The organism is uncultured Dokdonia sp. (assembly GCF_947492815.1).
GTDB lineage: Bacteria > Bacteroidota > Bacteroidia > Flavobacteriales > Flavobacteriaceae > Dokdonia.
Window position 1 is genome coordinate 1 of the sequence record NZ_CANLOB010000019.1, and the last position, 15,591, is coordinate 15,591.

A 15,591-nucleotide genomic window follows, 5' to 3' on the forward strand; every position below is an offset into this window, starting at 1 on the left:
TAAGGACAGTTCCATTTTTTTTTACAAAAATCCAACTTCTATTTTAATTCACACACAACTTTTAGGAATGATCCATTATTTCTTATCTCCGTTCCCTTTCAATTGATATGATAGACTTAAAATCCATTGTGAAGGCCTAGAGTCAATTGTAAATTGAGTACTTGCGATATCTGTTAAATCACTAGTTACGCTCGTGTCATTTTCGCTAAATGCACTCTCATATCTTAGATCTATGCCTAGTCTCCCAAGCTGAAGACCAGCGCCTATTTGATAACCAACGGTAAATGAGTTTTCAGGATCATTTGCTTCAAAACCATTTAAATCAAGCTCATTGTTAAGCGTTAGCTGAAAAGCAGGCCCCGCTTTAATATTTAAAGGTCCTACAATATCAAGTCCTACTAATAATGGAATATCTAATTTTGAGAAATTATAATCAGTAGCAACCCCATCTTGGCTATACTCTGTGTTAAGACGTGTATATACTAGCTCTGGTTGTACAAAAATTCCTAGAAATTTAAATTTTGAATAGAGTCCTGCATGAAAGCCTACTCTATTGTCGCCATCAAAACTTTGGTTGTCAAGAGTCGTAATATCTCCAGTAGATCCGAAGTTAAGACCTCCTTTGAGTCCAAATTGTGCGCTCTGCCCAAAAGCTGTTACCGATGATACAAAAAGTATCAAAATCATTAGTTTTTTCATAATTGAGTTTTAGTGTTTGAATGAATGACAAAAATAAAGGCAGAATGTTACACTCTGCCTTATATATATAATAAAAACGTAAAAATAAGATCTTTATTTTCTCGTAATCACTTTCTTTGAGGCTTTTACAATGGCAGCGGCATTAAGTCCATACTTCTCCATGAGCTGCGCTGGCGTCCCACTTTCTCCAAATGTATCCTGTGTTGCAACAAACTCTTGTGGTGTTGGATGTGACGTTGCTAAAGTTCTAGCAACACTTTCGCCTAAACCTCCTAAGAAGTTATGTTCTTCAGCAGTTACGATACATCCAGTTTTCTTTACAGAAGCAATAATAGCTTCTTCATCTAGTGGTTTAATGGTATGTATATTAACCACATCTGCAGAGATGCCTTCAGCATGTAATGTTTTTGCAGCCTCTAGCGCTTCCCATACAAGATGCCCTGTTGCTACAATCGTAACATCACTTCCTTCTTGTAAGTGTACCGCTTTTCCAATTTGAAAATCTTGATTTTCAGGAGTGAAGTTCGCTACTTTTGGACGTCCAAAACGTAAATATACAGGGCCTTTATGAGCAGCTATAGCAATGGTAGCTGCCTTAGTTTGGTTATAATCACAGGTGTTTATAACCGTCATACCAGGTAGCATTTTCATCAGTCCTACATCTTCTAAGATCTGGTGTGTTGCTCCATCTTCTCCTAAAGTTAAACCTGCGTGAGATGCACAGATTTTTACATTTTTTCCAGAATATGCAACACTCTGACGTATCTGATCATATACACGACCTGTAGAGAAATTTGCAAACGTTCCTGTAAAAGGGATTTTACCACCTATAGTCATTCCTGCGGCAAGACCAATCATGTTTGCTTCGGCAATACCTACCTGAAAAAAACGCTCTGGGTGATTTGCTTTAAAAGCATCCATTTTAAGAGATCCCGTAAGGTCTGCACAAAGTGCTACTACATTCTCATTCGTTTTTCCTAGTGCTTCTAAACCTGCACCAAACCCTGATCGAGTATCTTTATTTCCTGTGTTTTCGTATGTTTTCATTCTGAGATTTTAAAGCTGTTATTTAGGCTTATTTTTCGAGGCTTTATATTTACATCAATAGCTTCTAATAATGTGACACCATTATCATCTATAATAGATAATATAATACCTTCAGGTAATCCTCCTTGTATACCTCCTGAACTTTCTGTAGCTGAAATCATTAATTTCATGAAATTTATAAGTAAGGCTGAGTTGTTCATTTTTTTTGACTCATCCACAGCAAATATAATTGGCTTGTCTGGTTCTGCTGCAGCATATACTTCGTATTTAGGGTACTCTTTATCATTAAAACGATAGGGATCTAAAGTTTGCTTAGATTCAAGGACTATTTCTTCATTCATCTTATCATCTTCCGAGAAAGTTCCTTGCAGTACTAGAGCCATATCCATGTCCATCATCATATTTATAGGACCTAAGAATACAGACATATAAATTTTATTGTCCTCACTTGCATATACAAAATTAGAAGCGCCATCTGGAATATTACGAAGGCCAGGCATAATATCAGAAGCAAGCTCTTCAGTTAATCTTTTAAAATTAGTCCACAAGTATTTTCCATTTTTTTCATATCCTATGGTAATTGTGTCTTTTGTTCCTTCTTTCGCATTATCTATTAAATACTTAACCGTATAATCAATAGTAAACTCATGGCTTTGCGATTGTCCGAAAGCTGTTATAGAAAAAAGAATCCCTATTATTACATATAATGCTCTCATATTAATAATCTCCTAATGTTTCTGCGTTCTGGGCAAGGCCAGTAGCAAGTTGTTCATCATTAGGTGCTTTTCCATGCCAAGCATGTGTATGCATCATAAAGTCAACACCGTTCCCCATAATCGTATGCATTAAAACACAAACAGGTTTTCCTTGGCCACTAAGACTCTTTGCTTCTTGTAATCCTTTTACAACAGCAGCCATATCATTTCCTTTTTCAATATCTAAAACAGTCCATCCAAAAGCTTCAAATTTAGCTCTTATACTTCCTAGTTCAAGTACATCATCCGTACTTCCATCTATCTGTTGACCATTAAGATCTACCGTCGCAATAATATTGTCTATTTTATTGGCAGCAGCATACATAATAGCTTCCCAGTTTTGACCTTCCTGTAATTCTCCATCTCCCATTAAAGAATAGACTTTGTGACTGCAACCATTCAGTTTTTTTGCTTCGGCAGCACCAAGCGCTACACTAAGTCCTTGCCCTAAAGATCCAGATGCAATGCGTATACCAGGTAATCCCTCATGTGTAGTTGGGTGACCTTGTAAACGAGAGTCTAATAATCTAAATGTATTAAGTTCTTCTACAGGAAAATATCCTGATCGCGCTAGAACACTATAAAAAACAGGAGAGATGTGTCCGTTAGACAAGAAGAAAAGATCTTCTCCTAATCCATCCATATCAAATCCTTCTTTGCGATCCATGATCTCTTGATAAAGGGCTACAAAGAATTCTGCACACCCTAAAGAACCTCCTGGATGACCAGAATTTACTTTGTGTACTTGTCTTAAAATATCTCTGCGCACTTGTGTAACTAGTGCTTCAAGCTTTTGAATATCTGCCATTAGAAAGTTATATTATTTTAATGTTTAAAAATACTTTATTTGCCTCCGGCAGCCTATAGAGATACTGGGAGGTTATCAACTAAAATCAATAAAAAGTAAACAATTTTTAATCTTTACTGACCTATACGGTCCATATTTTCGGCTAACGTCTGTATGAATTTTGTAATAGGGCCTTTAATCATCATAGACATCATCGGGTTAAAATCTCCTTCAAATGATAATTGCACTTCACTTTTACGGTCTTCTATCTGTGTAATATTTCCCGTAAGGGTAAAAGGTAATTTATCACTAGCAGCACCAAGAACTACTTTAGAGTGTGGTACCCCTTCTTTAAGGTCTAATACAATTTCAGGCATTCCTTTTAATGCAAAAAGGAAACGTGTATCATGAATCTTTTCAAATTTTGTATTCTCTGGCATGAGTGTTTCAAAATTTTCAACATTCATTAAAAATTGATATACTTCTTCTGCAGATCTATCAACTACTTTTGTTGGACTTTCTAAATTCATTTGATTTTTTTAATAGGTGTTATCCCCAGTTTGCTGGGTCTTTACGCCAGTTTTCTAGTGTGGTTTGTTCTTTTTCTGTAATATATTTTGTGTCTGCCGCTTGTTCTAGTAGATGTGAGTAATCACTTAATGTATGTAAATCTACGTTTGCTTCTTTAAAAGCAATCACACTCTTTTCAAAACCATAAGTAAAAATAGCAAGCATTCCTTTTACATTCGCGCCAGCTTCTTTGAGTGCGTCTACCGCTTTAAGGCTGCTCATTCCTGTACTGATTAAATCTTCTATAACTACAACAGAACTTCCCTGTTCTAAATATCCTTCTATTTTATTCTGACGTCCATGCTTTTTTGCTTCAGGACGTATATATACAAATGGAAGGTTTAAGTAGTCTGCAACAAGCATACCAATACCAATCGCCCCTGTAGCTACACCAGCAATAGCATCTGGTTTGCCATAGAGTGTTTCTACTTGCTTAGCCATTTCTTGATGTAAGTAGTTGCGTATCGCTGGATATGATAGGGTAATTCTGTTATCACAATAAATTGGCGATTTCCATCCAGATGCCCATGTAAAAGGGTCTTGTGGTTGTAATTTTATTGCATTAATTTGCAATAATAATTCGGCAGTTTTTTTTGCCGTTTCTTTGTCTAAAATCATACTGCAAATGTATAAAGTTTTTGTGAATGATATTCCTATAATTCTGTCAACAGAAAAAGAGATTGGGAATAATTATAAATCAATTCCGCTTAAGAAGGTAAAGCTGAAGAGAATTATAAAAAAGTTGATTAAAGGAGAGCTTATTTATGTGAACCTTTATCATAAAAATGAAGAGAAACTTCTTAAGTTTTTGAAAAAGAAATTACCTGTAATTGTTGCTGGTGGCGGACTTGTATATAATTCTAAAAAAGAAATTCTATTTATTTATAGAAATGGAAAATGGGATTTACCTAAAGGAAAGATCGAAAAAGGAGAAGATATAAAAACATGTGCAATACGTGAAGTAGAAGAAGAAACAGGTGCTTCTGGTATCGAAATCAAAAAATTTATCACAAAAACATATCATGTTTTTAAACGTAATGGCAAATTTAGACTCAAAGAAACGTATTGGTATGAGATGTATACCGATTATGATGGTGTATTAACACCTCAAGAAAATGAAGGGATTAAAAAGGCCAAATGGAAAGATTTTCAAAAAACGCAAGAAGCCTTAGAAAAATCATATAATAATATCAAATTACTTTTTCCAGCAGCTTACTTAACGAAGCATCCTAACGATCGGGTATCGTAAGTGTGCCTTTTCATAATTAGGCGATTTCTTATGTATCCAGGCTAATTGTGCGTACCAATTTTGTGCAAATGATGGTTCTGCAAGTTTCTTAGCTTCAAATGCTACTTTGATGTCTGGATGTTCATTTAAAAACGCCAAGGCTTTGTCTTCCCATACGTATGGAGAAAATCCTTCCTTCTGTTGGAGAATCGTATCAAAAAAGTTCCAGTTAAAGAAACTGTCGTTTGCTTCAGGTTCTAGCGTTTCTAATAGATAGCGTAACCCTTCTTTATTGTCTTCCACTAAAATCATATATCCATCTCTTGGAATAGTCACTTCTTCCTGAGTCTTTCTCACTTTAGTACCGTAATGCGGATAGTGACCTTCGTACGGATTTCGAGATGTTTGATACGTATCTATATGATATACTTCTGCCATAAATGTCGTATCTCTTTTTAATTGCTTGAATCGAATGTCGTTTTCTCGTAATTTTAAAGCAATGTCTCTATAGCCTCTAGGCATAAAATAAGCCTTGGGAATCGTCACTTCTTTTGTTGGCTTAAAATAGTTGTAATAAGTGACATCTTTTGTAAAGGGCTTCTCTCGATTGTATTTTAAACGTTGTTTTCCTGTGATTTCACTTGGAATCATTTCGCCTTCATAGCCTAAGAATTTTAAGGTAGATGTTTTTGTACTGTCTATGGTGTAGGCAAGTGGGTAAGTGTCCGCTTTCGCGAAAGCGTTAAAAGCATCTTTACGTAAGGCCTTGATCTTCTCTCCTTCCTGAGCAGTTATTTTTAATGCGCTTTTCATCAACTCATACGTGCCTTCTACTCTAGGTTTATATGGTTTAAGCATATGGGTTTCTACCATTAAACCAATTGTGTTCCATAAAGTTGTATACCCTGTAGAATATCTTGGGTGATCCATAAACTGACTAAATCCTTTTTCTGGAGTACGGTTAAAAACATTTACATAAGGTGTAATATCCCAGTCTTTCGATTTTAAATCTTGTTCTAATTTTGGTTGAAAATCTTGATGAGTGTACTCACCTAAAACACCTCCTAATTTATTGTGTTGTGTAAATAAATGTGTGAGTGTGTATTGGTAATCGGCTCCATTACTTACATGGTTATCAATAAATACATCAGGTTTTATAAGGTGGAAAATCTCTGTGAAAGCTTCTGCATTTTTAGTGTCATTCTTTATAAAATCACGATTGAGATCATAATTTTTTGCATTTCCTCTAAAACCATATGCTTCAGGACCATTTTGATTAGTTCTTGATGTACTATTTCTGTTCAGTGCGCCACCTATATTATATACTGCTATAGCTCCTACCCATGTGTTTTCAGGGGTTTCTATAGTCCCTTGCGCTAAATCACGCATAAGCATCATCGTTGCATCAATTCCATCAGACTCACCTGGATGAATACCGTTATTAATAAGAATACGGCGCACATCTTGATTTTTAGAAAATTCGCTTTCAAAAGAACGATTAGGATTAAAGGTAACTAAGGTGAGTGGTTTTCCAATATCTGTTGTACCTATTTCATAAGTTTTGATAGCTATATAAGCTTTATCTAATTCTTGATAGAATTGTATCACCTCATCATAGGTCGGGGTTTGAGTACCTCCACTTTTTTCAAAAATAGTCGTGAAGTCAACATTATCTGGATTATCTACAGGCTCAGAACAAGAGAATAATACTACGATAATTAATAGGGAAAATACGTATTTCATAAACGAATCTATTGATCCTGTGAAGATACATAATGTATGTAAATATTTTTGCTACTTTAACGTTGTGATCTATAGCAGAAAATAAGAACTCATAAAAAATCCCAAGACCTCAGGTCTTGGGATTTTAATAATGGAAAATGCTTTCCCTATTGCTTTATAATACGTTTTACAGTACTTGCTGTAGTTGTTTCAATCTGAACAAAATAAACACCAGTCGCATAGCTTGATATATCAAGCTGTCTTTCTGCGATACTATTTGTATTTGAAATAGCATGTAGAATACGACCATTACTATCAAAAATAGTAATTTGCGTAATAGGCTGCACTCCTGTGTTTGTAAGCGTAACAATATCTCTAGCTGGATTTGGATAGATGCTAATCACATTTTCTAATGTCTCATCGTCAACACTCAAAGAAGATAATACGTTGATATCAAATGTGCATATAGATTCGTTTCCAGATTCGTCTGTTGCTGTAAGTGTTATAGTTTGTACCGTATTTTGATCTACTACTGTTCCTCCAACTGGGTCTTGTACAATAGTAACCTCACTACAGTTATCACTAGCAGACACGATGGCTGTAAAGTCATCAAGGGTTACCGTTGAATTTCCTTCTTGATTCACCTCAAAGTCTCCAGGACATCCTATAAAGAAAGGAGCAGTTTCATCGATCACAGTAATATCAAAAGAACAACTGAGGAGAGTGCCATCATTTCCTGGTACTTCAAAGGTATTTGTAGTTGTACCTGCTGGATATACAGCACCACTTTCTAATCCTTCTATTTGTACTGGTGTGCTTGTCGTTCCTGTAGCGGTTGGAGCATCATAAGTTACAACAGCATCACAAGCGGTACCCATAAATGCGATTTCGGCAAATCCAGCATCATCATCTCCGTAATTACTGAGTACTTCCAAACGTATAAAAGCAGCTTCGGTAGTAACAAATCCAAATTGTTCAGGACCTACAGGCCCATTTTCTAGTACTTGAGATACTAATGCAGGTCCATTAGGAATCACGCTAAAGTTTACACCATCTATAGAAGAGGAAAGTGTAATTTCTTGTATACCTGGTTCTCCTTCTACACCAGGACCTCCATTATTTTGATTCCAGATAGCAACACCATTTAGCATGAATGTGCCCCCTAAATCAAAATCAAAACTTCCAGCTACTTCATTTTCGCTTACAAAAGAATTTCCTGGTGATGTATCATCATGTGTAGCATCTAGACTTGGAAATTCAGAAAGTCCAGATCCATCAATTAATGCTTCTGGAAGCGTTCCAAAACCAGGAGTGTACGTAGTTGTTACCCCTACAGGTACAATCGTTGGGTTGGTTACAATTTCAATATCTTCAGGACAAATAATAGCAAAAGAAACAAAGGTCATACAGAAATTATCTAGGGTTCCCATATCACTACTGCTAAAAACATCTATAATCGTTAAGGTCCAATCTCCGTTTATTTCTTCTCCAGTAAAGGTGTCTGCAAATGAGCCTCCTTGTGGTTCAAAAGTGCCTGTAAAAGGAGGTGATGCTGCATTGATAGGATCGCCACCATCTTGAAAAACAGTATCAATATAATTATTGCCACTACCGCCATTTTCATTAGAGAGAATTAAAGTAGTACCCATAGGTGATGTTAAGTTGATATCTAAATCTCCTACAAAATCATGTGTAATGGTTAGCATTAAATTTTCGATAGAAAATTCATTACCAACAGTTCCATTTTCAGCAACCGTAATAACAGAAGTTATTGTATCTCCATCATTAGAAGCATCTGGATCTATGACTTGACCTGTAGGACCGCATACCGTAAAGGTTTCATTAGGTAAGGAATAACGTATCGCACTTATACCATCTAAAGGAGTAGGGTCATTGAAAGCATATTGATAAACAGTAGTTTCACTTACGACTCCAATAGTAGCACTTTGACCAAGATCAAAATCTGGATCATCAAATAAGACATCTTCGTATACAAAAAGAATATCATTTGTAGTTTCAAAAAGTACTACTTGGAAGGTTGCAGGATCAATTTCTGTTTCTCCTGGAAAGTGAGGCCTGTCTTCCCATTGTATAATGACACGTCTAGCAGGTGCTGTACCTCGTACTTCCCAATATACATCACCAGTTTGTTCATCAAAATCATCCCAGAAAGGAACAATTCTAGGCGATTCGCCATCTAATGGTAAATTACTGGCAAATAAATCACCTTCAGTTACATCATATAATATACCTCCGTTATTTCCAATCCTAAGATCGGAAGAGAGTTGTCCATCAAGGTTAAATTCAAAAGGAATCACAATGTTTTCTTCCCCATCATCGGTGAGGCCAAGGGCAGTACCTGTAGCACTGATGTCTTCAAAAGGAGTGGTGTCTGTATCATCGACCATAAGTTGCCCGTAGGAAGCAATATAGGTACATAATAAAAAAACCAGTAGGGTAATTTTTTTCATAGTATATAATAGATTTAGGTAGGTTAAAACTACTGAATATTTTTAAATAAGTATGTTACTAGCTTGCAGAAGTGTTTGTTTCTTAACAGAAAAGGAATATTTGACAATAAAAATGTAGGTTAAAAAAATGGCTTGTATTGTAATACTCTAAAGTCTATGGTGGTGAAATTTGGGTCTTCGCTTTTCAGTTTTTTATAAAGCGGAAGGCTTCCTACAGCTCTATTGGCAGCGCCAGAAGGCGCTGTGAGAGATACTGTTTTTATAGTGCGATTAGCCCAAGTAAATGAATGTATACGGGGAACTTCACTAGACACAACTTCTAATTTGACGAGATGTTCTTTTGCCTTTCGGCGAAAAAAATATTCGGGGCCATTCTTACTGTTTCCTCCAGTAAATAATAACGTATCAATATTTGGGTGTACTTCTAGGTATCCAAATATATCGCGTAGTTGTACGTTTTGCATCCCAATGTCTGAAGCGTCTATTTTGGTTCTTTCTGAGGAAGCAACGATATCACACACGCCAATTTTTCGCGAAAGCAAAAAATGTTTACGTTGTTCTATAGCCTGGTGGGTGTTTTCATATACCAATTCGAGATCAAATATGGTATCTAGGATTGGCCATAATTGTCCATTACTACTTCCGTAACAGAAATCAACATCTTTATTGTTTAAGGCGCCTGTTGTAAATCTAGGAGGAGGTAATGTTCCTACAATAATTTTAGTAGCGCCTTCTAAATTATAAGGTTCATAAGGATGGGTATGAAGGAAAACAGCCATACGTTATGCAGTGATTTCGTTGTATAGTTTATGAATTTCTATAAAAGTATCTCTATGTAGTCGTTTATTAGGTTTGGTCATGTAATTTCCCTCATTTCCTAATTCTTCCAGAAGTTCTCTAGCTGCTGCTAGTTTATTATTGTCTTTGTAAAAACGAGCCAAGATGAGACGTTCTTCATAATTAGAATAGCGTTGGTCTATTTTCTTAAGAATTACCTCAGCCTCTTCATCTCTATTCATTTTGGATAAAGATAAGCCGTATAAAAATTGTGCTTTTGAGGTTTCAAAATCGGATTTGTCTTTAATAATCTGTGCACATGTAATTACCTGATCATACGCTTGTGTATGGTAATAGGCTTTTAATAATTGTGCAGTGGTGTAGTAATCCTGACTGTGACTTCCTGATAAGGCTTTTTTATAGTTTGTGATCGCATTCTCATAATCATTGAGTTCAGTATAAGCATCGGCGAGGTCTAATCTGTTTTGAAAGGTGTCAGCAAACGCAACTTTAGCTTCCAAATCTTTTACTTTCTTGGTAGGATTGATAACCGCTGTGATTTCCTTTTGAACAATCGCGGCATCTCTCTTTGTAAAAACTTGTGTAACGAGATACACAATAGAGCCTAATAATGGTGCTAAAAAAATGATTAAATACCAGTATAATTTATTGCGAGTTGTATATGCGTGATAAGCGCAATAAAGTTGAAGACCAATAATTACATAATAAAACATATCTCAAAAATAGGGAAACGAAATAGATAAACAATTTTAAGACGCTAGGAATATAGTAGCATAGACATAGTAATTCTTGTCGGAAACAATATTTCTTATGTATAGTATCTCTGTGTTATTCATAATAATTGAAAATAAATAAGTTAACAAAAATTAATTTTTGCCTCTAGTAAGTATAACCGGTTACAATAAGGCGAAATCCGAAAAGCCTTTTAAGAGAGTAGGAATCCACTAAAATCAATTTTAATTATGAAAAAAATAATATTCTTATTTTTGGTTGTGTTAGCTTATTGGACTTCTAATGGGCAGTGTACACAAGGAAATTGTCAAACCAATATACCTATTGCAAATGGCAATAATTGGAGTGAATCACACGGAACCCCAACTTGGGGAAATAATTCTGTATGGTTATGGTCATATACAAATAATAATGGAACGACTGTAGGTGAAGGGGTTAATTATTCAGGAACTAATTTTGTTGCAGGACAGCAGTATTGTGTGTCTTTTACACTAGCTGCGGATACGCATAATGGAAATACACCTCCAAATGTACTTATGAATGTGTTGTTAACTCAAAATGCAGTGATTGGTAATACAGGAAGTACTAATGACCCTATTCCGCCAGTACCTGCGCTCAATCAAGTGGTGATGAGTCAAAACATATGGAATATTGTGCCTAATACACAGACGTATACATTTAACTTTACGGCAAATCAAAACTTTAATAATATCTGGTTTTTTCCACAAAATCCAAACACTCCAGGTAATCCAAATGCTCAGATTGAAGTTAGTATTTCTAACTTAAATATCTGTACAGCATGTGATCCTACAGATTTTGTAGATTATCATTATGAAGATGAAAATGGAAATGATCAAACAGAGTTTTGTGTAGGAGAAGATGTATATGTAAATGGAAGTAATACGTTTAACACAAATAACTATTTCATGGATCTTTGGATTGTAGATGATAATGGTGATTATGATTGGATCTCTGGTGCAGGATGGATTTCAGGAACTCCAGATTTTGTCAATATCACAGACTTATTTGAAAATGATCCAGAACACCCAATAACATTTGAAGCTGGGGAAACCTATTCTGTAAAACTTGCAATTGTTCATCCTACTTGTGGATGGCTGGAATTACAACACGACTTTACGATTGTAGAACCAGATTCTGTAGCGTATCATTATGAGGACGAAAATGGAAACGATAAAACAGAGTTTTGTATTGGTGAAGATGTATATGTAAATGGTAGTGAGACATTGAATACAAATAATTATTTTATGGATCTCTGGATTGTAGATGATAATGGAGATTATGATTGGATCTCAGGAGCAGGATGGATATCTGGCTCTCCAGATTTTGTGAATATCACAGAGTTGTTTGAAAATGACCCAGAACATCCTGTAACTTTTCAAGTAGGGGAGACGTATTCTGTAAAGCTAGCAATAAATGATCCTGATTGCGGATGGGTATCATTACAGCACGATTTTACCATTATAGATTGTTGTGACGATTTTAATGAAGCTGATTTTTCATTAGGAGTAGATTTAGACTATAATTTTTTAGTAGGAAATTATGAAAGTTATGATTTTCTAAATGCAACACATGAATGGTATGTATTTTCTAGTCCAAATGAAACCGGAGGACCGTATACGTTAGAACATCAAGTTACAACTACAGGAGATAATAATTTTGTATTGTATACAGAAGGAGAATTTGAAGTGTATTATACAATAATACATAAAGTGATAACAGATTGTGGAGAGATTTGTTACGCTCAAGTACAATATCAAAAAGAAGGAAAAAATCCTGAAGCATATACAAACGTAAAAGCTGCTGAGATTGATTGTGGCATCTTAGATGAAATTTTGCCGCCAAAATGTAGTGAACTAACAGCACCTACAAATCTTCAAGCTAATGGGGCAACATTAAGTTGGGATCCTGTACCAGGAGCAATTGCATACATCATATCTTCACCTGCTGGCAATGAACCACAAATTGAATGTAGATGTAGAAAATCTATTTCTTTAAATATCGCAACAGAAGAAACAAGTTATACGTTATCTAATTCATTAGCAAGTAGATGTTTTATTTGGCAAGTCACAGCCATATGTGAAGATGGTACAGCATCTGCAACTTCACAACAAATGTGTTTCTTACCAATATTAATTGAAGAAGAAGATCCTCATGAAGAAGATATTCCAAATGAAGAGGTTCCTTATGAGGATAAGGTGACATTATCACCTAATCCTAATAATGGTGTGTTTAGTATAAACATGGACATGGCTTATGATTCTGAAGTATCTATTGAAGTACGTGACTTCTATGGGCGAATGGTTACAGTGCTTTCTGATTCAGTAAGAGCAGAAAAATCTAGTGCTATAAGCTGGGATGGAACTGGAATTTTACAAAGAGGTATTTACTTTATAGAAATTAAAACTGATCGTGATACATTTTATAAGAAAATGATTGTAAAATAATATAGTCAGTATTAAACCTATTTTAACCTGGAGTTATTAAGATAACTCCAGGTTTTTTATATGAAGCATATAGAATGTGCTATTGAATAGTGTGAATTACCTTTGATTTTGAGACAATTTCTTAAGTATCCTCTTCTCTTTTTTAGAGACGCGTGCCACATGGTTATTTCTACTGCAAATACTTGTTGAGTAATCAATTTGGTTTCCAGTAGTTGTCGTGTGATGGTTTGATGTAATAGCATAGACCATATAGGTTTTTCCTATTTGAAATCTATATCCGCAACTAGAGCCGCTTCTCTCGGAAATAATTTGAATTTCACGTTTTGTATCGACTCCTTTTATTTGTTCAATAATTTCAAATGTATATTGGATAGGATCACGAGAAGATGATCGTGTAGGATGTGTGTTGAAATCTTTAATCGCGATCACATTGCCAGTGAAAATAACATCAGATCTTAAAAATTCCTTTTGAATTTTCTTCCTTAAAGATTCTTTTTCTGCAATACAAGAACACCCTATGGCATTTGTTATGGGAATAAAGAAAATGAAGAAAGCTAGAATGTATGGTTTCATTGTATAAAGGTATAACCATTACCTAATAAATACCAACTGATTTTTATTTAAGTCAAAGCCCACTAATTATAGTAACTAAAAAGGCTTCTTTTGTAACCTTAATCCTTAGTGTTACCTTTTGGCTTTTATTTTTTCTTTTCCGAATTCGTTGTTAAAATCATGAACTCTCTTTTCAGGATACTCATATTCTGCGTCCATAAGTAAGTCTCTCCAATCTGTTCGTGTTAATTCAATCATTTTTTTTAGATGAATAATATCTTTATTTCCTGTGAATATTAATGCTCGAACAATTCTATGACTTCTGAATTCCTTGTGGGAAATTATTAATTCTTGTATTTTTCTTTTGGCTTCTCCGGAGTTCTTCCCATAATCTAATTCAAGTTGTTTTAGTATGTCGTTCGGGTATAAATTTAGATTGATTGTTTTTTGGTCAATTTCCGTTTCGCATTGCAAGTCAGAGTTGATGAGTTCAATTATTTTCCCAAAACCAATTATGTTTGGTCCTTCGAAAAATTTGAATTCCATATGTTCATAAAGTCGTTTTGCAAAATACTCAGTTCCTAAAATTACTATTGCTGCTTTTACCTTTTCTCCAGGTTTAACGAACTCTTTTTCAATATAAGTTTGATTTCCAGAAGTGAGGTATTCAGGATAATTTTCGAATTCGATATGTGGTCGATAATTTGAACGTGCTGGTGTTTTTCTACCACCTTTTTCTGATGTCAAAAAATCTAATTCAGCTATGAAGTCAACATGTTTCATAATGTTTTCTTAGCTTGCTAGTAATTACTTTTACTGTGTAGTAACGGGTTGTTTTATTATATGCTGTATATAAAATGTACTAGCGTATAAACACCAACTCATTTTTGTCTAGATTAGAATGCTCTTCACTAAAACCATAGCCTTCATAATCAAACCCTTTCAATCCTTCTAAAGTAGTAATATCTTTATCTATGATATAACGTACCATCATACCTCTTGCTTTCTTAGCAAAGAAAGAAATCACTTTCAACTTATCATTTTTGAAGTCTTTGAAAATAGGCGTAATCACGGGTACTTTTAAATTTTTAGGCTGTACCGCTTTAAAGTATTCGTTACTTGCCAAGTTGATAAATAACTCATCATCGGCGAGCTCTTCATTTAAATGATTGGTAAGCATATCTCCCCAATATTTATATAGATTATCAGCGCTGCCAACTTTTAATTTTGTCCCCATCTCTAGGCGATATGCTTGCATCAAATCCAACGGTTTTAAAATCCCGTACATTCCAGAAAGAATACGCAAGGTATCTTGAAGTTTGTCTAATTTTTCTTCAGGTAAACTATAAGCATCAAGACCTGTGTATACATCGCCATCAAAAGTATACACCGCTGGGCGTGCATTTTCTGAGGTAAACGGGGTGTTAAATTCTAATGTGCGTTGCTTGTTAAGTTCAGCCAATTTATCACTGATGTGCATGAGTTCTCCAATGGCTTTTTTTGATTTTCGCGAAAGCGCACCATTTAACGTACTCGCATTTTTAATAAATGCAGGTTGTGTCGCACATGTAGTGGGAATTTTAGATTCGAGATTTAAGGATTTGGCAGGAGATACAACAATTTTCATCGATTCAATTTTTTTTAGTAAAACTTGTTTTGAAAAGTCTAAAAGACGTATTCAGAACAATTAGTTGAACTAATCCCACTTTTAGGGCGGAATCTATAGCCAACTATTATTTATTTTTCTTCCTTTCAAAAATAAGAA

15 protein-coding genes are annotated in these 15,591 nt (G+C 35.0%); 2 read left to right on the forward strand and 13 right to left on the reverse strand.

All coding sequences use genetic code 11. The features are described 5' to 3' along the window. Positions 1 to 75 precede the first annotated feature (75 nt). The 6 genes from Q1A01_RS15790 to pyrE form a co-directional block, all read right to left on the reverse strand. Positions 76 to 699 (reverse strand): outer membrane beta-barrel protein, encoded by a 624-nt coding sequence (locus Q1A01_RS15790; RefSeq protein WP_299682945.1) that lies wholly within the window; start codon positions 697 to 699, stop codon positions 76 to 78. A gap of 93 nt (positions 700 to 792) precedes the next feature. Further along, complete coding sequence (locus Q1A01_RS15795; RefSeq protein ID WP_299682947.1) at positions 793 to 1,746, reverse strand: transketolase C-terminal domain-containing protein; 954 nt, start codon at positions 1,744 to 1,746, stop codon at positions 793 to 795. Beyond that, entirely contained in the window at positions 1,743 to 2,462 is a 720-nt protein-coding gene (locus Q1A01_RS15800) for a hypothetical protein (RefSeq protein WP_299682949.1), read from the reverse strand. The genes Q1A01_RS15795 and Q1A01_RS15800 overlap by 4 nt, the downstream gene beginning before the upstream one ends. 1 nt (position 2,463) lies before the next feature. Continuing rightward, positions 2,464 to 3,309: a transketolase gene (locus tag Q1A01_RS15805; protein WP_299682950.1), complete on the reverse strand. Its 846-nt coding sequence runs from the start codon at positions 3,307 to 3,309 to the stop codon at positions 2,464 to 2,466. 113 nt (positions 3,310 to 3,422) lie between these two features. Next, positions 3,423 to 3,818, reverse strand: coding sequence for an SRPBCC family protein (locus tag Q1A01_RS15810; RefSeq protein ID WP_299682952.1), 396 nt, complete (start codon positions 3,816 to 3,818; stop codon positions 3,423 to 3,425). Positions 3,819 to 3,837: 19 nt separating this feature from the next. Further along, positions 3,838 to 4,476 carry an orotate phosphoribosyltransferase gene (gene pyrE / locus Q1A01_RS15815; RefSeq protein WP_299682954.1) on the reverse strand — a complete coding sequence of 213 codons (639 nt, stop codon included), beginning with the start codon at positions 4,474 to 4,476 and terminating at the stop codon, positions 3,838 to 3,840. A 7-nt stretch (positions 4,477 to 4,483) separates the two neighbouring features. Here pyrE and Q1A01_RS15820 point away from each other — a divergent pair, with 7 nt between their 5' ends. Continuing rightward, positions 4,484 to 5,107 carry an NUDIX domain-containing protein gene (locus Q1A01_RS15820; protein ID WP_299682956.1) on the forward strand — a complete coding sequence of 208 codons (624 nt, stop codon included), beginning with the start codon at positions 4,484 to 4,486 and terminating at the stop codon, positions 5,105 to 5,107. On the opposite strand, the gene Q1A01_RS15825 is transcribed toward Q1A01_RS15820, so the two are convergent. The 4 genes from Q1A01_RS15825 to Q1A01_RS15840 form a co-directional block, all read right to left on the reverse strand. Beyond that, positions 5,075 to 6,829: a M14 family metallopeptidase gene (locus Q1A01_RS15825; protein WP_299682958.1), complete on the reverse strand. Its 1,755-nt coding sequence runs from the start codon at positions 6,827 to 6,829 to the stop codon at positions 5,075 to 5,077. The two genes, Q1A01_RS15820 and Q1A01_RS15825, sit on opposite strands and share 33 nt — an antisense overlap. 146 nt (positions 6,830 to 6,975) lie before the next feature. Next, the gene (locus tag Q1A01_RS15830) at positions 6,976 to 9,279 is read right to left on the reverse strand and encodes a T9SS type A sorting domain-containing protein (RefSeq protein ID WP_299682960.1); all 2,304 of its coding nucleotides are present in this window, start codon (positions 9,277 to 9,279) and stop codon (positions 6,976 to 6,978) included. Positions 9,280 to 9,398: 119 nt separating this feature from the next. Beyond that, positions 9,399 to 10,058 (reverse strand): uracil-DNA glycosylase family protein, encoded by a 660-nt coding sequence (locus Q1A01_RS15835; RefSeq protein ID WP_299682962.1) that lies wholly within the window; start codon positions 10,056 to 10,058, stop codon positions 9,399 to 9,401. A 3-nt stretch (positions 10,059 to 10,061) separates the two neighbouring features. After that, on the reverse strand, positions 10,062 to 10,790 hold the full coding sequence (locus Q1A01_RS15840; protein ID WP_299682964.1) for a tetratricopeptide repeat protein: 729 nt from the start codon (positions 10,788 to 10,790) through the stop codon (positions 10,062 to 10,064). 249 nt (positions 10,791 to 11,039) lie between these two features. On the opposite strand from Q1A01_RS15840, the gene Q1A01_RS15845 reads away from it, so the two are divergent. After that, the gene (locus tag Q1A01_RS15845) at positions 11,040 to 13,274 is read left to right on the forward strand and encodes a T9SS type A sorting domain-containing protein (protein ID WP_299682966.1); all 2,235 of its coding nucleotides are present in this window, start codon (positions 11,040 to 11,042) and stop codon (positions 13,272 to 13,274) included. Between the two features lie 96 nt (positions 13,275 to 13,370). Here Q1A01_RS15845 and Q1A01_RS15850 read toward each other — a convergent pair whose 3' ends face one another. The 3 genes from Q1A01_RS15850 to yaaA form a co-directional block, all read right to left on the reverse strand. Further along, the gene (locus tag Q1A01_RS15850; protein ID WP_299682968.1) at positions 13,371 to 13,847 is read right to left on the reverse strand and encodes a hypothetical protein; all 477 of its coding nucleotides are present in this window, start codon (positions 13,845 to 13,847) and stop codon (positions 13,371 to 13,373) included. Positions 13,848 to 13,958: 111 nt separating this feature from the next. After that, positions 13,959 to 14,609 carry an elongation factor Tu gene (locus Q1A01_RS15855; RefSeq protein ID WP_299682970.1) on the reverse strand — a complete coding sequence of 217 codons (651 nt, stop codon included), beginning with the start codon at positions 14,607 to 14,609 and terminating at the stop codon, positions 13,959 to 13,961. A 79-nt stretch (positions 14,610 to 14,688) separates the two neighbouring features. Next, on the reverse strand, positions 14,689 to 15,453 hold the full coding sequence (yaaA, locus tag Q1A01_RS15860) for a peroxide stress protein YaaA (protein WP_299682972.1): 765 nt from the start codon (positions 15,451 to 15,453) through the stop codon (positions 14,689 to 14,691). Positions 15,454 to 15,591: the final 138 nt, after the last annotated feature.